Below are 18,888 nucleotides of genomic sequence, written 5' to 3' on the forward strand. Positions count from 1 at the left end.
TGCGCAAGGGCACCTCTGGTCCCGAGGCGTCGAGCTAGCCCCGCCCCAGCATGTGATCCACGAACTGCGCCAGCGTGCGGAAGCCGGAGAGACGCAGCGGCCCGTCGTCCCTCGCCATCGCGGAGGGAACCAGCGCCCGTTCGAAGCCGAGCTTGGCCGCCTCCTTCAGCCGCAGCGGGCCATGCGCCACCGGCCTGATCTCGCCCGACAAGGCGACCTCGCCGAACGCCACGGCATCGGCGGGCACGGGTCGTTCGCTCATCGCCGAGACGAGTGCGGCGGCGACCGCCATGTCGGCGGCCGGGTCCTGCACGCGGTAGCCGCCGGCGATGTTCAGATACACCTCCGCCGACGAGAAGCTGAGCCCACACCGCGCCTCCAGCACCGCGAGGATCATCGCCAGCCGCCCCGAATCCCAGCCGACCACCGCCCGCCGCGGCGTCGCCCCGCTGGCGAGCCGGACGGTCAGCGCCTGGATCTCGACCAGCACCGGCCGCGTCCCCTCCAGCGCGGGGAACACGGTCGCGCCCGTCATCCCCTCCTCGCGCTGGGTCAGGAACAGCGCGGACGGATTGGCGACCTCCGCCAGTCCCTCGGTCTGCATCGAGAACACGCCGATCTCGTCCGTGCCGCCGAACCGGTTCTTGATCGCGCGCAGGATGCGATACTGGTGCGACCGCTCGCCCTCGAACGCCAGCACGGTATCGACCATATGCTCCAGCACGCGCGGACCTGCGATGCTGCCGTCCTTGGTCACGTGCCCGACCAGCACCAGAGCGGTGCCGCGCTCCTTGGCGAAGCGGATCAGTTCCTGCGCGGACGCCCGCACCTGACTGACGGTGCCGGGCGCACCCTCAATCAGGTCGCTGTGCATCGTCTGGATCGAATCGATGACGAGCAACGTCGGCGGCGCGCCCGCCGACAGGGTCGTCAGGATGTCGCGCGTCGACGTCGCGGCGGCGAGCTGCACCGGCGCGGAGCCCAGACCGAGCCGCCGCGCGCGCAACCGCACCTGATCCGCCGCCTCCTCTCCCGAAACATAGGCGACGCTGTGCCCGGCGAGCGCCATCTTCGCCGCCGCCTGAAGCAACAGCGTCGATTTGCCGATCCCGGGGTCGCCGCCGATCAGCGTCGCCGATCCTTCGACGAACCCGCCACCCAGCGCGCGGTCGAACTCCGCGACGCCGCTGGGCAGGCGCGCGGGCAGCGCTACATCGGCGTCGAGCGCGGTCAGCACGATCGACCGGCCCCCGCCCTGGAGATTGTGCTTGGCATGGAAGGGCGTGACGATGGCCGGTGCTTCCTCGACCAGCGTGTTCCACTCGGCGCAATCGGCGCATTGCCCCTGCCACCGCGACGCGACCGAGCCGCAGGCCTGACACACATAGCGTTTCTGGATTTTCGCCATACCGGTTTCATAGCGGAACGGGAGGGGAACACAATCGCCCGTGAAGGCGGTTCTCCGGGCGGCGGATGGTCAATCGCCGCCGCCGCCGCTATGGCCCCGCCACCATGCAGCCGAAGGACCTCCGTGTCGCGCTCTTCAGCGGCAATTACAATTACGTGCGCGACGGTGCCAATCAGGCGCTGAACCTGCTTGTCGGACATCTGCTGGCGCAGGGCGTCGCGGTGCGCGTCTATTCGCCGACCGTTCCTCAACCCGCCTTTTCCGCGACCGGCGATCTGGTCGACGTGCCGGCGATCCCGATCCCCGGCGGGCGCGGCGAATACCGGATCGCGTGCGGATTGCCGGCGAAGGTCCGCCGCGATCTGGAGGCGTTCGCGCCCAATGTCGTGCACGTCTCCGCACCCGACATTCTCGGGCATCGCGCGATCAGCTGGGCGCGTTCGCGCGGGATCACCACGGTCGCATCGCTGCACACGCGGTTCGAGACGTACCTCCGCTACTATCACCTGTCGGCGCTGGAACGGCCGCTGGAGCGGATGCTCGCGCGCTTCTACGGGCGCGTCGATACCGTGCTGGTGCCCGGCGACAGCATGGCGCAGATCCTGCGCGGCTGGGGGGTGACGACCCCGATCGGTATCTGGTCGCGCGGCGTCAATCACGACCGCTTCTCGCCCGAGCGCCGCGACATGCCGTGGCGGCGCTCGCTGGGTGTCGGGGACGATGAACTGGCGGTCGGCTTCGTCGGGCGGCTGGTGAAGGAAAAGGGTCTCGACGTCTTCGCCGACATCGCGCGCGCCCTGACGGAGCGGAACGTGCGCCACCGCGTGCTGGTGATCGGCGACGGTCCGGCGCGCGACTGGTTCGCGAAGGAAGTACCCGACGCGGCATTCGCGGGATTCCAGCGTGGCGACGCGCTGGGCCGCGCGGTCGCGTCACTCGACACGTTCTTCAACCCGTCGGTGACGGAGACGTTCGGCAACGTCACGCTGGAAGCGATGGCGGCGGCGGTGCCGGTCGTCGCCGCGCATGCCACCGGCACGACCGATCTGGTCGAGGAAGGCGTCACCGGCTTCCTCGTTTCTCCCCGCGATCCCGCCGCCTATGCCGACGCGATCGCGCGGATCGCTGGCGATCCGGCGTTGCGCCGGTCGATGGGCGAGGCTGGCCATGCCCGTGCGGCGGGATATCGCTGGGATGCGATCAATCAGGCGGTGCTGGATACCTATCTCGCGCTGAAGAACTAGTCCGAACATCTGGCTCGTGTTCCCGCGAAAGCGGGAACCCAGTGGCCGGGCAGGGCAATGGCCGGCTCCGCAACACTGGGCTCCCGCCTGCACGGGAGCACGATGGCCGCTACTCCCCCGCCCGCCAGTCGAAGGTCAGCGGCGCTTCGCGAAAAGCGAAGCGGTCGAGGTGGCTTGCAACCACCTCGCGCATGCGGGCCGTGTCCTCACCTTCGGGGACGGTCAACAGGATGTCGAGCGTCTCCGGATCGGCACGCATCTCCAGCTTCGATCCGTTCGGGAAGTCGATCGTGCCCTCCTCCTCGGTGAAGGACACGGTCATCTTGTGGCTCCAGTGCTTTGCGAGCTGCTGGAGGTAGCGGCTGGCCGATTGCGTCGGCACGCGGGCGACCGAGATCTTGGGCGACACGCTCATTTCAGGCGCTCGATCTTCTGCGCGAGCTCGTCGATCAGGCCGACGACCTCGTGCAGCGTCTCTTCCGACACGTCGCCGCGCCGCAATCGGCCGCGCACCGCCTGACCGAGGTTCCACATCGCGCGACGGGCCTGCTCACGATCGGTGCGCTCGCTCTGTTCGCCCATTGCCGCCAGTCGCTGCATCAGCGCCGCGACCTCCTCCTCGCGTTCCGCCAGATGGACGCGACCCTCGTCGGTGACGGCGAAGCGCTTCTTCGTACCCTCCGCCTGCTGCTCGCCGATCTGGCCCATCTCATCGAGGAGCGTCAGGGTCGGATATACGACGCCAGGGCTGGGGGCATAGGCGCCGCCGGTCAGCGCCTCGATCCGGCGGATCAGGTCGTATCCGTGGCTTGCCTCGTCCGCAATCAGCTTCAACAGGATCAGGCGAAGCTCGCCGCCGTCGAACATGCGACGGCCGCGGCCCGGTCGCCCCTCCTCCCCGTGCCCCGGCGTCCATTCGAACGAGAAGCTGCCGCGCGGTCCGCGACCGCCGTGCATGGCTTGGTGCATCGCACGCCTCATGTCGTCTTTGGAGCCGCAGCCCCGCTTGTTCATTCCAAACATCATCGTTCCCTATAGTTCTACGATGCAACCAAGATATATCTTCGAAAGCCGATCACAAGATGCTCCAAGATATATTTTCAGCGCCCTCCGATCCAACTCATGGATGACGCCGACGCGCGGACCCCCTACATCGGCGAAATGGATTTGTTCGCCGGGATCGAGCCCCCCGCCCCCACCGACGCACCCCCCGCCGATGCCCCGCTCGCGGATCGGCTGCGTCCGCGCACGCTGGACGAGGTCGTCGGGCAGGAGCATCTGACCGGCGCGGATGGCGCGATCGGGCGGATGGTCGCGGCTGGGCGGCTATCGTCGATGATCCTGTGGGGGCCGCCCGGCACCGGCAAGACGACGATCGCGCGGCTGCTCGCCGACGCGGTGGGTCTGCGGTTTGCCAGCATCTCGGCGGTGTTCTCGGGTGTCGCCGACCTCAAGCGCGTCTTCGCCGAGGCGAAGGATCATGCCCGCGTCGGTAAGCGCACGCTGTTGTTCGTGGATGAAATCCACCGATTCAACCGCGCGCAGCAGGACGGCTTCCTGCCGTTCGTGGAGGACGGCACCGTCACGTTGGTCGGCGCGACGACGGAGAACCCGTCGTTCGAGCTCAACGCCGCGCTGCTCAGCCGAGCGCAGGTGCTGATCCTGCACCGGCTGGACCGTATTGCGCTCGACCGCTTGCTGTCGCGCGGCGAGGAGCTGGAGGATCGGCCCCTGCCCCTCGATGCGGCGGCGCGGGAGGCGCTGATCGCCAGCGCGGACGGCGACGGACGCTTCCTGCTCAATCAGGCGGAGACGTTGTTCGCGATCGACCTGCCCGCACCGCTCGACCCGGCCGGACTATCCGCGCTGCTGCAACGGCGCGTTGCGGTGTACGACAAGGATCGCGAGGGGCATTACGGCCTGATCTCCGCGCTCCACAAATCGATCCGCGGGTCCGATCCTCAGGCAGCGCTCTATTATCTAGCACGGATGCTCGTCGCGGGAGAGGAGCCGCTCTACGTGCTGCGACGCCTGACGCGGGCGGCAGTGGAGGATATCGGCCTCGCCGATCCGCAGGCGCTGGTGCAGTGCATCGCCGCCAAGGACGCCTATGACTTCCTCGGTTCGCCCGAGGGGGAACTCGCGATCGTGCAGGCGTGCCTCTATCTGGCCACCGCGCCGAAATCGAATGCCGCCTATCTCGCGCAGAAATCGGCGTGGAAGACCGCGAAAGAGAGCGGGTCGATCAGCCCGCCCAAATCGATCCTCGGCGCGCCGACCCGGCTGATGCGCGATCTCGGCTATGGCAAGGGCTACGAATACGATCACGATGCCGAGGATGCGTTCTCCGGCGCGCGATACTGGCCCGACGACCTGCCGCCGCAACGCTTCTACGAACCGACCGACCGCGGGTTCGAAAAGCGCATCGCCGAGCGCATGGCGTGGTGGGACGAACGCCGCGCGAACCGCGATTGATGCGCGGCAGGGACGCGCATGCGCGGTTCACCCGCTTCGCGTGCTTCGACTGGTCCGGACAGGCGGTGCCCCGCCCGAAGGGACTGGCGCTGGCCATTACCGACCGCGACGGCCCGCCGCGTCTGGTCGAGCGGTGCTGGTCGCGCGCGGACGCGCTGGCGTGGTTGCAGGATGTCGCGCGGTCGGGCGAGCCGTGGCTGATCGGGCTCGACCTGTCGCCGACCTTCCCGTTCTGCGACGAGGGCGCGTACTTCCCCGGCTGGTCGAAAAGCCCCCCCGACGCACGGTCCCTTTGGGCGCTGGTCGAGGCGCATTGTGCCGGCGACCCCGATCTCGGCGTATCGTCCTTCCTCGGCGATCCGGAGGCTGCGCGATATTTCCGCCAGCACGGCGGCCGGCTCGGCGACCGGTTCGGCGCGCGCGGCGGTGGCCGGCTCCGCGTCGTGGAAGCGCGCAGCCGCGATACCGGCCAGGGATTGTCGGCGAGCTGCTTCAATCTGGTCGGCGCGGCGCAGGTCGGCAAATCCAGCCTGACCGGCATGCGCGTCCTCGACCGGCTGAACGGCGTCCTGCCGGTCTGGCCGTTCGATCCCGTCCCGGCAGCGGGACCGGTGCTGGTCGAGATCTACACCACCAACGCCGCGCGCGCCGCCGGGGTCGGTGGCGGCCGAAGCAAGCTGCGCACCGGCTGCGATCTCGATGCCGCGCTCGTCCAACTGGGGTCGCCCGCGCATGTGCCGCTCGCCCGCTACGACGATCATGCGACGGACGCGCTGTTGACGGCGGCATGGCTGCGCACCGTGGCCGAGGATCCGCGATACTGGTCACCCGCGCCCCTGACGCGCAGCATCGCGGCAACCGAAGGCTGGACGTTCGGCGTCCTCTGACGCTAAAGACGCCGCCGTGCCGGTTTAGCTCAGCTGGTAGAGCAGCGGTTTTGTAAACCGAAGGTCGCGGGTTCGATTCCTGCAACCGGCACCATCATCGCATGATCCACGCGCCCTTCGGCGGGATGACCAAGTCGAGGGCCGATCTGCCGTCGACCCGCGATCGGGCTGGCCCGCGCCTGCACGCTAGCCTAGGTTCGGGTCATGACCGTAGAAAAAGCGTATCTTTTCGAACATCGTATCGAACATTATGGCAATGGCGATCTGGATATCTGGATCGTCCTCTCGGCCGCGCGCGGGACTGTTGACCCGATCGCCAAATGCTATTCGCGCGACGACGCCGTGATGATCGTCGACGCTCTCAATGCGGGTGCCGGCACCGGTCGGCGCGAAGCTGCGGAAGGATGAGCGGGGATCGCTCGTCAAGGTGGACTCACGCGATCGGGGTGCTGCTCGTCGCGCCCTTCTATGTGGGCCTGTACGTCATCACGCTGTTGGGATCGACGATGCGCGGGAGGCGCCCCTGATGCGACCCGGTCGCTCTGCGGTCGATGGCCTTCCATAGAAAAAGCCGCCGACCTCGCGGCCGGCGGCTTTCTTGAGTCCGCTGGGTCGATCGGATCAGGCGAACGACACCTTGGTCCTCGTCCGGCGACGCATCGCACCGCCGACCAGACCGACACCGGCGATCATCATCGCCCAGGTCGTCGGCTCCGGCACGCCGACTACGTTGAAATTCCCCGCGAAAGTCGAGGTCGGACCATAAGCGCGACCTGCGATCGTCAGCGTGTAGGTACCGGCCGAAATCATCAAGGGCGTAATGCCCCAGACTTCGGTCAGCGACAACGGCTCGCCTAGCAGGCGGCTATACGCGAGAGGTGAGGTCAGCGATCCACCGGTCAGCGTGCCCGACGTGAAGTCGATGTCGCTGTCCAGACCGTTGCGGCTGGCGGCGTTGGTGAAGTCCGACGCCAGAACGCCGCTGCGCGTCACGATGAAGGTGAAGGTGTTCGTAAACGTCATGTCGCCGATGGCGCTGTTGCCGAACGTCCCGCTGTTCGCCGTGCCGCTGAACAGGTTGTAGGTCGCGCCCACACCGGTCGAACTCTGCGCGGCGGCGATCGACGGCGTCAGAACTGCTGCGCCCAGGCCCAGTACCGCCAAGCGAATCATCATGTTCATGTGTCTTCCCCCGATAGAAGCTGCGTCGTCAGCTTTGATCCCCTGATCTATCCCACATTTTCAATTTTTTAACAGCATGATTCCGCGGGCCGATTCCGATCAGGGCTATAGGCTACCGATTCTCAATCCGTTGAGGTTTTCGGAAATCCGCGAGAGCACCGCATCTTGCCACCGGACGGATGTTTGACGGCAGTCGGCACCGCGACGTTGCTGCGGTGGCCATGAACGAAATGTCATCCTGCACGATGCAGCTAAGTCGTTGATGCCTGGTTATGCGACCGACCCGGACCGAATTGGCGGACCGTCGCGATCAGGGAAGTGACGGGATTGTCGCACGAGTACGGCCTGCGGATCTCCGCCTGTGTGGTTCGAATGCCCTTCGGACGGCGTCGATGATACTGACGACGGGCGCGACATGGGGCATCTGCGCGGCCTGCACCGCGGGCGTGGTCGCCCGGCCGTTCCGCTGGCCGGAAGCTGTCTGGGCGGTATCCGGCGCAACGCTGCTGCTGGTGTCCGGCCTGTTGCCGATCTCGTCCGCGCTGTTCGCGATCGGCAAGGGGCTCGATGTCTACCTCTTCCTGATCGGCATGATGGTGTTGAGCGAAACCGCGCGGCAACAGGGGCTGTTCGACTGGGTCGCGGCCACCGCCTCCATCCACGCGCGCGGATCGACGCCGCGGCTGTTCCTCCTGGTCTTTGTCGCCGGGATCGTCACGACGACCTTCCTGTCGAACGACGCCACCGCCGTCGTTTTGACGCCGGCCGTCTACGCCGCCGCGCGCAAGGCCAAGGCCGATCCGCTGCCGTTGCTGTTCGCCTGCGCGCTGATCGCCAATGCGGCAAGCTTCGTGCTGCCGATCTCCAACCCCGCCAATCTGGTCCTGTACGGCGGCACGATGCCGCCGCTCGGCCAATGGTTCGCGTCCTTCGCGCTGCCGTCGCTCGCGTCGATCGTCGTGACGTTCCTGGCGCTGCGCTGGGTTGAGCGGTCGAGGATCGCCGGGGTCTGCGCGACCGATGTGGAGCGTAGTCCGCTGTCGACGGGCGGCAAGGCGGCGCTGGCCGGTATCGTCGCGACGGCGGCGATCCTGCTCGGCGCCTCGGCATTCGATGCACAACTCGGCCTGCCGACCGCGATCGCCGGCATCGCCACCGCGCTGCTGGTCTGTGGATGGACGCGCCGGTCGCCGATCGGCATCGTGCGCGACGTGTCGTGGAGCGTCCTGCCGCTGGTCGCGGGGTTGTTCGTCCTGGTCGAGGCACTCGACCATACCGGCGTCATCGGCCGGATCGCGGCGGCGTTGCGGGCGATGTCGGCCGACCCGGTGGAGGCGGCGCTGACGTCCGGCACGCTGCTCGCCTTCGGGTCGAACCTCATCAACAACCTGCCCGCAGGCCTGATCGCCAGCACCGCCGTCGCGCAGGCGCAGCCGCCGCGCCTCGTCGCCGATGCGCTGCTGATCGGGGTCGATCTGGGTCCGAATCTGTCGATCACCGGCTCCCTCGCGACGATCCTGTGGCTTCAGGCGATTCGTCGCGAAGGGGAGGATGTCGGCTTCTGGCGCTTTCTGAAGGTGGGCGCGGTGACGATGATCCCCGCCCTCGCGGCGGCGCTCGGCACGCGCGTGCTCCTCGGTTGACCCCCTGTACTCTCTCTCGACACGGCAAGGAACGATCATGGCCACCGCATCCGCATCGCTCCTCTCGGGCGACTCCCCACCCCGCCCGTCATCGTCGGGACCTTCGACGTTCGGGCGCACGCTCGACACGCTCAACTTCTTCCTTGCCGATGTCCGTGACGGGCTTGGCCCCTACCTGGCCATCTATCTGCTGGCGGTACGCGGGCCGTCGCATGGCTGGAACGAGGCGACGGTCGGACTGGTGCTGACCATCGCCGGGATCATCGGCCTGCTGGCGCAGACGCCGGCCGGCAGCCTGATCGACCGGACCCGCAACAAGCCGCGCATCGTCATGGCGGCCGCGCTGCTGGTGACGCTCAGCAGCATCTCCCTCCCCGTCGTATCGGGCTTCGCTGCAGTCGCCGTCACGCAGTCGGTCGCCGCGATCGCCGGCGCGGTGTTCGCGCCCGCCATCTCGGCGATCACGCTCGGCCTCGTCGGACCGAAGATGTTCGCGAAGCGCGTCGGCCGCAACGAGGCGTTCAATCACGCCGGCAATGCCGTATCCGCCGGGCTGGCGGGTGCGCTGGCATGGAAGTTCGGACCGGTCGTGGTGTTCTGGCTGATGGGCGCGCTGACGGTCGCCAGCATCGCCAGCGCCTCGCGAATCCGGAACGACGACATCGACGACGCCGTCGCACGCGGTCTCGACTGCGAACCGGACGAAGGATGCGAGGAGCCCAGCGGCTGGAGGACGCTGGTCGAGAACCGGCCACTGATGATCTTCGCCGCCATCGCCTTCCTGTTCCATCTCGCCAATGCGGCGATGCTCACCTCCGTCAGCCAATTGCTCGCCAGAACCGTGGGCAAGGATCAGGCCACCTCGCTGACCGCGGCGTGCATCGTCGCGGCGCAACTCGTCATGGTGCCGGTCGCGATCTTCGTCGGCCGCCATACCGACCGGTTCGGGACAAAACCGATCTTTCTGACCGCGTTCGGGTTTCTCGCAATGCGCGGGGTACTCTACACCCTGTCGAACGATCCGTGGTGGCTGGTCGGGGTACAGGCGCTGGACGGCATCGGGGCCGGCATCTTCGGCGCCCTGTTCCCCGTCGTCATCGCCGACCTGACCAGGGGAACCGGTCGCTTCAATGTCAGCCAGGGCGCGGTCGCGACGACCCAGGGGCTGGGCGCGGCACTGTCCGCAACACTGGCTGGATCGATCATCGTCCACGCCGGGTATAGTGCCGGCTTCCTGACACTGGCGACGATCGCCGGTGGCGGGCTTCTCCTCTATATTTTCGCGATGCCGGAAACGAAGAAGGGCGCGGCCTGAGACGGATGCGCGGGTTCGATCAGGCGGGCAGCATTCGTCCGGTCGTCCGATCGAGCCCGCGCGCGGTATAGATGTCCACCGCCGTCGCGCCGAGCACGAACAGGATCGCGCCCCACACCGCTCGGTTCCGCGGGTGCGCCCGTGCAGCAGCACCCAGCGCGGTCAGGTCCAGCGCATCGCCCGCAACTCGGCCCCAGACGTTGGTCGCGACCGCCGGTGCCGCGAGCAGCCCGGCACCCGCCACCAGTTCACGGACGCCGAAGGCGCGGATCAGCTTTTCCGAAACCTCCGCCTCCAGCGTCCGAGCTATCCGCTTCGCCCCGAACAGTTCGGCCGCGCCCAGCGCCACCAAGAACACGCCCAATCCAAGGCCCAACGCTTTGAATTCCATGACTTAACTCCCTCGCCGTCACCTCCGTTAATCGGTGTCGGCCGGGTAGCGTTCCGGGTCAGGATTCCGACCCGTCTCCGTTCGCCGCACCGGAATCATAATCTTCGCCAGCTTGTCCGCCGCCTGCGCCGGACCCACTGCCGTGGACCTCGCCAGTCGCGCGATCGACGTGAGCGCGTCGACCGTTCTCGGGCGGGATGCCGGCCCCGGCATTACGCGCCACCGAATCCACCGCCGTACCGCCATCGTTCGCGCCGACCCCGACCCGATCCGGCAATCGCTGGTCGTAGGTGTCCGCCTCGTTTCCGTAATGCCCGCCGGCATCGCCCACCGCATTGCCCCGTACCTCCTGCGTCGTATCAATGGTCGGACGGGCGATATCCGGCTTGGCGGGGGCGTGGTCGGCAGGGTTGTCGCGGTGATCGTGCATGGCATCCTCCTGCATCGGTGATGCCGTTCGAACGCGTGACGGCGCGGAGGGCTGCAACCGGTGACGCTGCTGCTGCGTTGCGCCTGCGGAATGATCCTGAAAGTCGCCAGCTACAACATGCACAAGGGGGTCGGAACCGATCGGCGGCTGAGCCCCGAACGGATCCTCGACGTGCTGCGGGAGATCGATGCCGACGTGATCGCCTTGCAGGAGGCGGACCGCCGCTTCGGCACCCGTGACGGCGTCATCCCCGTCCACCTGCTGGCCGAACACAGCGACTGGCAGGCTGTGGCGGTGGGCAAGCGGGCCGCCAGCATGGGCTGGCACGGCAATGCCCTGCTGGTGCGCAAGTCCGCGACGGTCGTCGGCTGCGACGCGATCCACTTGCCCGCCCTGGAACCGCGTGGCGCGGTATCGGCTGAGGTTGACGTGAATGGCGGCTCCGTCTGCGTTGTCGGCATGCATCTCGACCTGTCCGGTCTCTGGCGACGCAAGCAGGCCGCCGCGATCCTCACGCATGTCGCGCAGCGGCCGACGTCGCGGCCCACGGTGATGATGGGCGACCTCAACGACTGGTCCGCCGCATCCGGTTGCCTGCGCGATTTCGGTCGCGACTTCGTCATGGCCGCGACCGGCCCCTCCTTCCACGCACGCGCGCCGGTCGCCCGGCTCGACCGCATCATGGTGTCGCGCGACCTGACGATCCGCAATTGCGGCGTCCACGCCAGCGCCGCCGCGCGGAAAGCGTCGGATCATCTGCCGATCTGGGCGGTCGTCGAAGCGGCCTGATGCGGGAAAAGGAGCTCCGCCTCGCGCTCGTCTGCTACGGTGGCATCAGCCTCGCGGTCTACATGCACGGCATCACCAAGGAAGTATGGCGGCTCGCCCGCGCCAGCCGGGCGCGGCATGACGGCGCGCCGCCACCCGCCGGCACCGACACGGTCTATCATGCGCTGCTGGACGAGATCGAGACGCGCGGCGGCCTGAGACTGCGCGTGCTGGCCGACATCGTCGCGGGGGCGAGCGCGGGCGGGATCAACGGCATTTTTCTGGGTCAGGCGATCGCCACCGGACAATCGCTCGATCCACTGACCGACCTGTGGCTGACCTCCGCCGATGTCGAGGCGCTGATCGACCCCGCTGCGGCGCCAGCCCATCGCCTGTCGAAGCTCTGGGCGCTGCCGCTGGCATGGATGGCGGCCGGGCGCAGCACCGATGCGCTGGAGGAACATGCCGACGCGGCCACGCGGGACGAGGTGCGGGCGAAGCTGTCGCACTTCGTCCGCTCGCGCTGGTTCGAACCGCCCTTCGGCGGGGAGACGTTCACCGGCCTGCTGCTCGATGCGTTCGACGCCATGGCGGCATCGGAGCGCGGATCGCGCCTGCTGCCCGATGGCCAGCCCCTCGACCTGTTCGTCACCGTCACCGACTTCGCCGGCCACCCCGAACGCCTGCGCCTGAACTCTCCGCCCGAGGTCGTGGAGACGGAGCATCGCCTCGTCGTGTCCTTTTCCGACGAGGGGCACGCGACCGACACGCTGGCGGCAATTCCCGAACTGGCATTCGCCGCGCGCGCCACGTCCAGCTTTCCTGGCGCGTTTCCGCCGTTCCAGGTCGGCGAGCTCGATCGCGTCCTGAAGGCGCGATCCGGCACGTGGCCCGGCCGACGCGCCTTTCTCCGCCGCATACTTCCCAGACAGTCCGCCGCCAATGCCGCCGACAAGGCGGTGCTGATCGACGGCTCCGTCCTCGCCAACGCGCCGTTCCAGCCGGCCATCGCGGCGCTGCGCAAACGTCCGGCGCGGCGACAGGTCGACCGGCGCTTCGTCTATATCGATCCCTCACCCGGTCCCAAGTTCCGGCTGGGCGGGCGCGACGGTACACCCGGCTTCTTCCAGACGATCATCGGCGCATCCAGCGAACTGCCGCGACAACAGCCGATCCGCGACAATCTGGATGCGCTTGCGGAACGGTCGGCGCGGATCGAGCAGATGCTCGGCCTGGTCGCGGCGATCCGTCCGCGCGTGGAGACGGAAGTGGAGGCGCTGTTCGGCCGCACGTTGTTCCTGAACCGGCCGAGTGCGCGCCGGCTGGCGGCATGGCGCGCGCGGGCGCAGATCGCCGCCGCGACGCAGGCCGGCTTCGCCTACGCCGCCTACGGCCATGCCAAGCAGGCGGCGGTGATCGACGCGCTGGCGGCGCTGGTCCACGGCATTGGCTGCGAGCAGCCACCGGAACGCCGCCGCCGCATCCGGCAGACGATCGCGACCGAGGCTGCCTTGCGCGCCGGCGGCGATCCGGCAGAACCGCAGGCGATCACGTTCCTGCGCGTGTTCGACACCGGCTTTCGCATCCGTCGCCTGCGTCTGCTCGCACGGCGGCTGGGGGAATTGGAAGAACGCGACGTCGAGCATCTGGGGGAGCTGCGCAAGGCGATCTACCTTTCCCTTTCGGACTATCTCGACCGCCAGCGCGCCGAGGCGTTCGCCGGCCTGCGAGCTACGGCGCGAAGCCTGCGCAACGATGCCGCGCCGCTGCTCGATGCGCTGGCGACCGCGCTCGACCTGCCGACGCTGGACGCGGACACCGACGCGCGGCTGGCGGCTGCGCTGGCCCCGCTCGATCGCGACGCGCGACGAACGATGCTGCTCGCCTATCTCGGCTTCCCGTTCTACGACACCGCCACGCTGCCGCTGCTGCAAGGCGAGGGGCTCGACGAGTTCGACACGATCCGCGTCGATCGCATCGCGCCGGAGGATGCGCCCTCGATCCGCGCGGGTGGCGCGGAGGCGACGTTGAAGGGTATCCAGTTCAACAGCTTCGGCGCATTCTTCAGCCGCGCCTACCGCGAGAACGACTATCTCTGGGGTCGGCTGCACGGTGCGGAGCGGATGATCGATATCGTCGTCTCCACCCTGCCCTCTTCCGTTCGCCTCCGCGCCGGCCGCATCGCCGCGATCAAGCGTGCCGCCTTCGTCGCGATACTGGACGAGGAAGAACCGCGTTTGCTGTCAATCGGCGCGCTCATCGCGTCGTTGCGGCGCGAGGTCGGATAGACGAACCGGTACGAAGGCTGGTCAAGCCGCGGCTTCGCCTGTAGCCTTGCACCCCGCATGGGTGAACGGAGACGAGAATGCAGTTCCTGAAGATCCTCTTCTGGTGCCTCCTCGCCTTTCTGGCCGCGCTGTTCACGATCGGCAATTGGACGTCGGTGCCGATCCACCTGCCGGGCGACCTCGTCGCCGAGGTGAACCTGCCGTTCCTGCTGCTCGTCACCTTCCTCCTCGGGCTGCTGCCGACCTTCGGATGGCAGGCGGCCCGGCGCTGGCGACTGAAGCAGCGGCTGACGACGTGCGAGCGCCTGCTCGCGGAAACCCGCGCCGCGCACATACCGCCGCCGGCAACCCCCACGCTGGCGGTGCAGCCGCTGGCCCCCGACGCCGCCTATGCACCGATCGCGCCGGAGCCGAGCCCGAAGTGAGCAACCGCATCTACGTCGCGATCGACACGCCCGATCTCACCCGCGCCAAAGCTATCGCCGCCAAGGTCCGCAATCACGTCGGCGGCCTGAAGCTGGGACTGGAGTTCTTCGCCGCCCACGGCCAGCCCGGCGTGCGGGACATGGCATCGATCGGCCTGCCGATCTTCCTCGACCTGAAGCTGCACGACATCCCCAATACCGTTGCCAAGGCGGTGCAGGCGCTGTCGCCGCTCGAAACCGCGATACTAACCGTCCACGCCAGCGGCGGCCGCGCGATGCTGGAGGATGCCAAGGCCGCCGCGCCTCTCGGCACGAAGGTAGTGGCCGTGACGATGCTGACCAGCCTCGACGCCAGCGACCTTGCCGCGACCGGTGTGTCGGGCAGCGCGCACGATCAGGTCGTCCGCCTCGCCGCGCTCGCCGCCGAAGCGGGCGTCGACGGCATCGTCTGTTCCGGCGCGGAGGTCGCCGCGGCCAAGACGGCCTGGCCGAAGGGCTATTTTGTCGTCCCCGGCGTGCGAATGGTCGACGGTCCAGCCGGCGACCAGAAGCGCGTCGTCACGCCCCGTGCGGCGATCGACGGCGGGGCGTCGATCATCGTCGTCGGCCGCCCGATCACGCAGGCAGAGAATCCCGACGCCGCCGCGCGGGCCATCGCCGCGACGCTGTGAAGCACGACGGCGGCCGTGCGTTACAAGCAGGCCGGCTGCTGCTATGCTCGCCCGGACACCGCCTCCGGCATTGACCCCGCTCCTCGTTCGACCGCCCTCCGGTCCGCGCAGGAAGCGGGCGAAACGGTGAACCGCATCGGAGACACGACGCCATGCCCGCCAAGATCTGCGGCCTGACCACGGCCGCGACACTGGATGCCGCGATTGGCGGCGGCGCAAGCCATGTCGGCTTCGTGTTCTTCGCCCCCTCGCCGCGCAACCTGACCTTCGATGCCGCGCCTGCACTTTCGGCGCGGGTGCCGGGTCACGTGTCGAAGGTCGGCGTCTTCGTCGATCCCGACGATGACCTGCTCGAACAGGCGGTCGCCGTCACCGGGCTGGATGCGCTGCAACTGCACAAGGTTCTACCCGCCCGCGCCGCCGCGATCCGGGAGCGGTTCGGACTCGAGACATGGGCGGCGGTTGCGGTGAAGGCGCGCGGCGACCTCGATGCGGCGCGGACGTTCGCCGGCGCGGCGGATCGTATCCTCTACGACGCCAAGACGCCGCCCGGTGCGGCGTTGCCCGGCGGCATGGGATTGCGCTTCGACTGGAGCCTGCTCGACGGGTTTGCCCATCCGTTGCCCTGGGCGCTGTCCGGCGGTCTCGATCCCGCCAACGTCGCGGAGGCGATCGCCCGCACCGGCGCACCGCTGGTCGACGTTTCCTCGGGCGTCGAGAGCGCGCCGGGGGTCAAGGATGTGGACAAGATCGCCGCCTTCCTTAAAGCGGCGCGATCATGAACGCCCCCAATTCCTTTCGCACGCAGCCCGACGAGCGCGGCCATTTCGGCCAGTTCGGTGGGCGGTTCGTCGCCGAGACGCTAATGCCGCTGATCCTCGATCTCGACCGCGAATACCGCGCGGCCAAGGCCGATCCGGCGTTCAAGGCCGAGTTCGAGGACCTGCTCGAACATTATGTCGGCCGTCCCAGTCCGCTCTATCACGCCGAACGCCTGTCGGCGGCGCTGCGCGAGGGTGCTGAACCCGGCATGGGTGCACAGGTCTGGTTCAAGCGCGACGAGCTGAACCACACCGGCGCGCACAAGATCAACAATTGCATCGGCCAGATCCTGCTGGCGATCCGCATGGGCAAGACGCGGATCATCGCGGAGACGGGCGCGGGCCAGCACGGGGTCGCCACCGCCGCCGTCTGCGCGCGTTTCGGCCTCCCTTGCGTGATCTACATGGGCGCGCGCGATATCGAGCGTCAGCAGCCGAACGTGTTCCGCATGAAGCTGCTCGGCGCGGAAGTACGCCCGGTCGAAAGCGGCGCGAAGACGCTGTCGGACGCGATGAACGAGGGCCTGCGCGACTGGGTCGCGAACGTTCACGACACCTTCTACATCATCGGCACCGCCGCCGGCCCGCATCCCTATCCGGAGATGGTCCGCGACTTCCAGAGCGTGATCGGACGCGAGGCGCGGGCGCAGATGCTCGCGCGCACCGGCCGGCTGCCCGACATGCTGGTCGCTGCGATCGGCGGCGGATCAAACGCGATCGGCCTGTTCCACCCGTTCCTCGACGACGCCGATGTCGCGATGCTGGGTGTCGAGGCGGCGGGACACGGCCTCGACAAGGATCACGCCGCCTCGCTTGCCGGTGGTTTCCCCGGCGTGCTTCATGGCAACAAGACCTATCTGTTGCAGGACGAGGACGGGCAGATCGCGGAGGGTCACTCGATCTCCGCCGGCCTCGACTATCCCGGCATCGGACCGGAACATGCGTGGCTGCGCGACATCGGCCGCGTCGAGTATGACAGCGCGACCGACCGGGACGCGCTCGACGCGTTCCAGCTGCTGTGCCGGACGGAGGGCATCATCCCCGCGCTGGAGCCCGCCCATGCCATCGCCGCCGTCACCCGCCGTGCGAAAACGATGCGCGACGATCAGGTGATCCTCGCCAATCTGTGCGGGCGCGGTGACAAGGACATCTTCACCGTCGCGTCGGCACTGGGGGTGGCGATATGACGACTCGCCTCGCCGCCGCCTTCGCGCAGGATCACGCCGCGCTCGTCTGCTTCGTCACCGCCGGCGACCCGACGCCCGCCGCGACGCCCGCGATCCTCGACGCACTGGTCGCGGGTGGGGCGGACGTGATCGAACTGGGCATGCCCTTCACCGATCCGATGGCGGACGGCCCGGCGATCCAGAACGCCAATATCCGCAGCCTCGCGGCCGGGACGCGCACGACCGATATCCTGTCAATCGCCGCCGGGTTTCGCGCCCGCCACCCCGATGTGCCGCTGGTGCTGATGGGGTACGCCAATCCGATGCTCCGCCACGGCAGCGCCGCCTTCGCGCGCGCCGCCGCCGATGCTGGTGTCGACGGCGTGATCTGCGTCGATATCCCGCCCGAGGAGGATGACGCGCTCGGGCCGGCCCTCCGCGCGGCGGGGATCGCCCCGATCCGGCTCGCGACGCCGACCACCGACGCCGCACGCCTGCCGACCGTCCTCGATGGCGCGGGCGGGTTCCTCTATTACGTGTCCGTTGCCGGCATCACCGGGCTTCAGCAGGCGCAGCAATCCTCGATCGAGGACGCGGTCGCGCGGTTGATGGACGCGACCGAACTGCCCGTCGCGGTCGGTTTCGGCGTCCGCACGCCCGATCAGGCCGCCGCCATCGCGCGCGTGGCGGACGGCGTCGTCGTCGGTTCCGCGATCGTCGAGATCGTCGCCACCCACGGTGCCGATGCGCCCGGCCCCGTCACCACCTATGTCCGTTCGCTCGCCGATGCCGTCGTATCGGCCCGCAAGGTAGTCGCAGCATGAATTGGCTCAACAGCGTCCGCAACGCCCTCGCCTTCGGTCCTCGCAAGGAGCAGGCGGAGGAGAATCTCTGGCACAAGTGCAAGGGATGCGGCCAGATGGTCTTCACCAAGGAGCTGGAGGAGAATCTCTACGTCTGCCCGCGGTGCGAGCATCACGAGCGGATCGGCCCGAAGATCCGCTTCGACCATATCCTCGACGAGGGCAGCTACGCCGAGCTGCCCGCCCCCAAGGTGCCCGAGGACCCGCTGAAGTTTCGCGACTCCAAGAAATATACCGACCGCATCCGCGCCGCGCGTACCGCCACCGCAGAGCCGGACGCGCTGTTGAATGCGCGCGGCACGATCCTGGGCCACCGCGTCGTGATGGGCGTGCAGGACTTCGCGTTCATGGGTGGATCGATGGGCCTGGCCGTCGGCGAAGCGTTCGTGCGCGGCGTCGAGGCGGCGATCGCCGACAAATCGCCCTATCTGATCTTCACCGCGGCCGGCGGCGCGCGGATGCAGGAAGGCATATTGTCGCTGATGCAGATGCCGCGCAGTACCGTCGCGATCCAGATGCTGCACGATGCCGGCCTGCCCTATATCGTCGTGCTGACCGACCCGACCACGGGCGGCGTCACCGCCAGCTATGCGATGCTGGGCGACATCCAGATCGCCGAGCCGAACGCGCTGATCGGCTTTGCAGGTCAACGCGTGATCGAAAGCACGATTCGCGAAAAGCTGCCCGAGGGATTCCAGCGCGCGGAATATCTGCTCGACCACGGCATGCTGGACATGGTCGTCCACCGCAAGGACCTGCGCGAGCGACTGGCGCAGGTGATCGGCTATCTCTGCGGCCATCGCGCGGCGGCCGCCTGAAGCGCAGCACGTCCATCCCGGCGAAGGTCGGGGTCCAGTCGCCGAGATCGTCGTGATGAAGCCGTGCCGCTTGTCGTCACCCGATCGCTAATG

General features: G+C 68.2%; 20 protein-coding genes and 1 tRNA gene. 15 read left to right on the forward strand and 6 right to left on the reverse strand.

Features of this window, described 5'->3' with window-relative positions:
• Nucleotides 1-34 precede the first annotated feature (34 nt).
• Nucleotides 35-1,408: a DNA repair protein RadA gene (gene radA, locus ASG07_RS06155; RefSeq protein WP_055843552.1), complete on the reverse strand. Its 1,374-nt coding sequence runs from the start codon at nt 1,406-1,408 to the stop codon at nt 35-37.
• Between the two features lie 104 nt (nt 1,409-1,512).
• Between radA and ASG07_RS06160 the strand changes: the two genes are divergently transcribed.
• The gene (locus ASG07_RS06160) at nt 1,513-2,652 is read left to right on the forward strand and encodes a glycosyltransferase family 4 protein (protein WP_055843979.1); all 1,140 of its coding nucleotides are present in this window, start codon (nt 1,513-1,515) and stop codon (nt 2,650-2,652) included.
• Between the two features lie 109 nt (nt 2,653-2,761).
• Here ASG07_RS06160 and ASG07_RS06165 read toward each other — a convergent pair whose 3' ends face one another.
• Both ASG07_RS06165 and ASG07_RS06170 read right to left on the reverse strand, forming a co-directional pair.
• A complete protein-coding gene (locus ASG07_RS06165; protein ID WP_055843553.1) occupies nt 2,762-3,067 on the reverse strand; it encodes a DUF2218 domain-containing protein in 306 nt (101 codons plus the stop codon).
• Nucleotides 3,064-3,621: a PadR family transcriptional regulator gene (locus tag ASG07_RS06170; RefSeq protein WP_055843981.1), complete on the reverse strand. Its 558-nt coding sequence runs from the start codon at nt 3,619-3,621 to the stop codon at nt 3,064-3,066. The genes ASG07_RS06165 and ASG07_RS06170 overlap by 4 nt, the downstream gene beginning before the upstream one ends.
• 192 nt (nt 3,622-3,813) lie before the next feature.
• Between ASG07_RS06170 and ASG07_RS06175 the strand changes: the two genes are divergently transcribed.
• The 4 genes from ASG07_RS06175 to ASG07_RS06190 all read left to right on the forward strand — a co-directional run bounded on the left by ASG07_RS06175 (nt 3,814) and on the right by ASG07_RS06190 (nt 6,422).
• Nucleotides 3,814-5,127 carry a replication-associated recombination protein A gene (locus ASG07_RS06175; protein WP_055843983.1) on the forward strand — a complete coding sequence of 438 codons (1,314 nt, stop codon included), beginning with the start codon at nt 3,814-3,816 and terminating at the stop codon, nt 5,125-5,127.
• Entirely contained in the window at nt 5,127-6,014 is an 888-nt protein-coding gene (locus ASG07_RS06180; RefSeq protein WP_055843554.1) for a hypothetical protein, read from the forward strand. The genes ASG07_RS06175 and ASG07_RS06180 overlap by 1 nt, the downstream gene beginning before the upstream one ends.
• A gap of 18 nt (nt 6,015-6,032) precedes the next feature.
• Nucleotides 6,033-6,108, forward strand: a tRNA-Thr gene (locus ASG07_RS06185).
• A gap of 110 nt (nt 6,109-6,218) precedes the next feature.
• Nucleotides 6,219-6,422: a hypothetical protein gene (locus ASG07_RS06190; RefSeq protein ID WP_055843555.1), complete on the forward strand. Its 204-nt coding sequence runs from the start codon at nt 6,219-6,221 to the stop codon at nt 6,420-6,422.
• Nucleotides 6,423-6,635: 213 nt separating this feature from the next.
• Here ASG07_RS06190 and ASG07_RS06195 read toward each other — a convergent pair whose 3' ends face one another.
• Nucleotides 6,636-7,196, reverse strand: a complete 561-nt coding sequence (locus ASG07_RS06195; RefSeq protein ID WP_055843556.1) for an FxDxF family PEP-CTERM protein — start codon at nt 7,194-7,196, stop codon at nt 6,636-6,638.
• Nucleotides 7,197-7,588: 392 nt separating this feature from the next.
• Here ASG07_RS06195 and ASG07_RS06200 point away from each other — a divergent pair, with 392 nt between their 5' ends.
• Both ASG07_RS06200 and ASG07_RS06205 read left to right on the forward strand, forming a co-directional pair.
• The gene (locus ASG07_RS06200; protein ID WP_055843557.1) at nt 7,589-8,839 is read left to right on the forward strand and encodes an arsenic transporter; all 1,251 of its coding nucleotides are present in this window, start codon (nt 7,589-7,591) and stop codon (nt 8,837-8,839) included.
• A 37-nt stretch (nt 8,840-8,876) separates the two neighbouring features.
• The gene (locus tag ASG07_RS06205; protein WP_055843558.1) at nt 8,877-10,154 is read left to right on the forward strand and encodes an MFS transporter; all 1,278 of its coding nucleotides are present in this window, start codon (nt 8,877-8,879) and stop codon (nt 10,152-10,154) included.
• A gap of 19 nt (nt 10,155-10,173) precedes the next feature.
• On the opposite strand, the gene ASG07_RS06210 is transcribed toward ASG07_RS06205, so the two are convergent.
• Nucleotides 10,174-10,545, reverse strand: a complete 372-nt coding sequence (locus ASG07_RS06210; RefSeq protein WP_055843559.1) for a hypothetical protein — start codon at nt 10,543-10,545, stop codon at nt 10,174-10,176.
• Between the two features lie 58 nt (nt 10,546-10,603).
• Entirely contained in the window at nt 10,604-10,975 is a 372-nt protein-coding gene (locus tag ASG07_RS06215; protein ID WP_156361764.1) for a hypothetical protein, read from the reverse strand.
• Between the two features lie 90 nt (nt 10,976-11,065).
• Between ASG07_RS06215 and ASG07_RS06220 the strand changes: the two genes are divergently transcribed.
• From ASG07_RS06220 to accD, 8 genes are all read left to right on the forward strand, one after another.
• A complete protein-coding gene (locus tag ASG07_RS06220) occupies nt 11,066-11,764 on the forward strand; it encodes an endonuclease/exonuclease/phosphatase family protein (protein WP_055843984.1) in 699 nt (232 codons plus the stop codon).
• Nucleotides 11,764-14,031, forward strand: a complete 2,268-nt coding sequence (locus ASG07_RS06225; protein WP_055843561.1) for a patatin-like protein — start codon at nt 11,764-11,766, stop codon at nt 14,029-14,031. Before ASG07_RS06220 ends, ASG07_RS06225 begins: the two co-directional genes overlap by 1 nt.
• A 77-nt stretch (nt 14,032-14,108) precedes the next feature.
• Nucleotides 14,109-14,456, forward strand: coding sequence for a hypothetical protein (locus ASG07_RS06230; RefSeq protein WP_055843562.1), 348 nt, complete (start codon nt 14,109-14,111; stop codon nt 14,454-14,456).
• On the forward strand, nt 14,453-15,127 hold the full coding sequence (gene pyrF / locus ASG07_RS06235; RefSeq protein WP_055843563.1) for an orotidine-5'-phosphate decarboxylase: 675 nt from the start codon (nt 14,453-14,455) through the stop codon (nt 15,125-15,127). The genes ASG07_RS06230 and pyrF overlap by 4 nt, the downstream gene beginning before the upstream one ends.
• Before the next feature lie 152 nt (nt 15,128-15,279).
• Entirely contained in the window at nt 15,280-15,909 is a 630-nt protein-coding gene (locus ASG07_RS06240) for a phosphoribosylanthranilate isomerase (RefSeq protein WP_055843564.1), read from the forward strand.
• Entirely contained in the window at nt 15,906-17,135 is a 1,230-nt protein-coding gene (gene trpB / locus ASG07_RS06245) for a tryptophan synthase subunit beta (protein WP_055843565.1), read from the forward strand. Before ASG07_RS06240 ends, trpB begins: the two co-directional genes overlap by 4 nt.
• Nucleotides 17,132-17,938, forward strand: a complete 807-nt coding sequence (gene trpA / locus ASG07_RS06250) for a tryptophan synthase subunit alpha (protein WP_055843566.1) — start codon at nt 17,132-17,134, stop codon at nt 17,936-17,938. The genes trpB and trpA overlap by 4 nt, the downstream gene beginning before the upstream one ends.
• A complete protein-coding gene (gene accD, locus ASG07_RS06255) occupies nt 17,935-18,795 on the forward strand; it encodes an acetyl-CoA carboxylase, carboxyltransferase subunit beta (protein WP_055843567.1) in 861 nt (286 codons plus the stop codon). The genes trpA and accD overlap by 4 nt, the downstream gene beginning before the upstream one ends.
• The last annotated feature ends 93 nt before the right edge of the window (nt 18,796-18,888 follow it).

This window comes from Sphingomonas sp. Leaf343 (assembly GCF_001423765.1).
In the GTDB taxonomy this organism is placed as follows: Bacteria; Pseudomonadota; Alphaproteobacteria; order Sphingomonadales; family Sphingomonadaceae; genus Sphingomonas.

Excerpts from the sequence above, each read along its gene's own strand:
- radA (WP_055843552.1), bottom strand. The coding sequence starts at position 1,408 with ATGGCGAAAATCCAGAAACGCTATGTGTGTCAGGCCTGCGGCTCGGTC.
- ASG07_RS06160 (WP_055843979.1), top strand. The coding sequence starts at position 1,513 with ATGCAGCCGAAGGACCTCCGTGTCGCGCTCTTCAGCGGCAATTACAAT.
- ASG07_RS06165 (WP_055843553.1), bottom strand. The coding sequence starts at position 3,067 with ATGAGCGTGTCGCCCAAGATCTCGGTCGCCCGCGTGCCGACGCAATCG.
- ASG07_RS06170 (WP_055843981.1), bottom strand. The coding sequence starts at position 3,621 with ATGCACCAAGCCATGCACGGCGGTCGCGGACCGCGCGGCAGCTTCTCG.
- ASG07_RS06175 (WP_055843983.1), top strand. The coding sequence starts at position 3,814 with ATGGATTTGTTCGCCGGGATCGAGCCCCCCGCCCCCACCGACGCACCC.
- ASG07_RS06180 (WP_055843554.1), top strand. The coding sequence starts at position 5,127 with ATGCGCGGCAGGGACGCGCATGCGCGGTTCACCCGCTTCGCGTGCTTC.
- ASG07_RS06190 (WP_055843555.1), top strand. The coding sequence starts at position 6,219 with ATGACCGTAGAAAAAGCGTATCTTTTCGAACATCGTATCGAACATTAT.
- ASG07_RS06195 (WP_055843556.1), bottom strand. The coding sequence starts at position 7,196 with ATGAACATGATGATTCGCTTGGCGGTACTGGGCCTGGGCGCAGCAGTT.
- ASG07_RS06200 (WP_055843557.1), top strand. The coding sequence starts at position 7,589 with ATGATACTGACGACGGGCGCGACATGGGGCATCTGCGCGGCCTGCACC.
- ASG07_RS06205 (WP_055843558.1), top strand. The coding sequence starts at position 8,877 with ATGGCCACCGCATCCGCATCGCTCCTCTCGGGCGACTCCCCACCCCGC.
- ASG07_RS06210 (WP_055843559.1), bottom strand. The coding sequence starts at position 10,545 with ATGGAATTCAAAGCGTTGGGCCTTGGATTGGGCGTGTTCTTGGTGGCG.
- ASG07_RS06215 (WP_156361764.1), bottom strand. The coding sequence starts at position 10,975 with ATGCACGATCACCGCGACAACCCTGCCGACCACGCCCCCGCCAAGCCG.
- ASG07_RS06220 (WP_055843984.1), top strand. The coding sequence starts at position 11,066 with ATGATCCTGAAAGTCGCCAGCTACAACATGCACAAGGGGGTCGGAACC.
- ASG07_RS06225 (WP_055843561.1), top strand. The coding sequence starts at position 11,764 with ATGCGGGAAAAGGAGCTCCGCCTCGCGCTCGTCTGCTACGGTGGCATC.
- ASG07_RS06230 (WP_055843562.1), top strand. The coding sequence starts at position 14,109 with ATGCAGTTCCTGAAGATCCTCTTCTGGTGCCTCCTCGCCTTTCTGGCC.
- ASG07_RS06240 (WP_055843564.1), top strand. The coding sequence starts at position 15,280 with ATGCCCGCCAAGATCTGCGGCCTGACCACGGCCGCGACACTGGATGCC.
- trpB (WP_055843565.1), top strand. The coding sequence starts at position 15,906 with ATGAACGCCCCCAATTCCTTTCGCACGCAGCCCGACGAGCGCGGCCAT.
- trpA (WP_055843566.1), top strand. The coding sequence starts at position 17,132 with ATGACGACTCGCCTCGCCGCCGCCTTCGCGCAGGATCACGCCGCGCTC.
- accD (WP_055843567.1), top strand. The coding sequence starts at position 17,935 with ATGAATTGGCTCAACAGCGTCCGCAACGCCCTCGCCTTCGGTCCTCGC.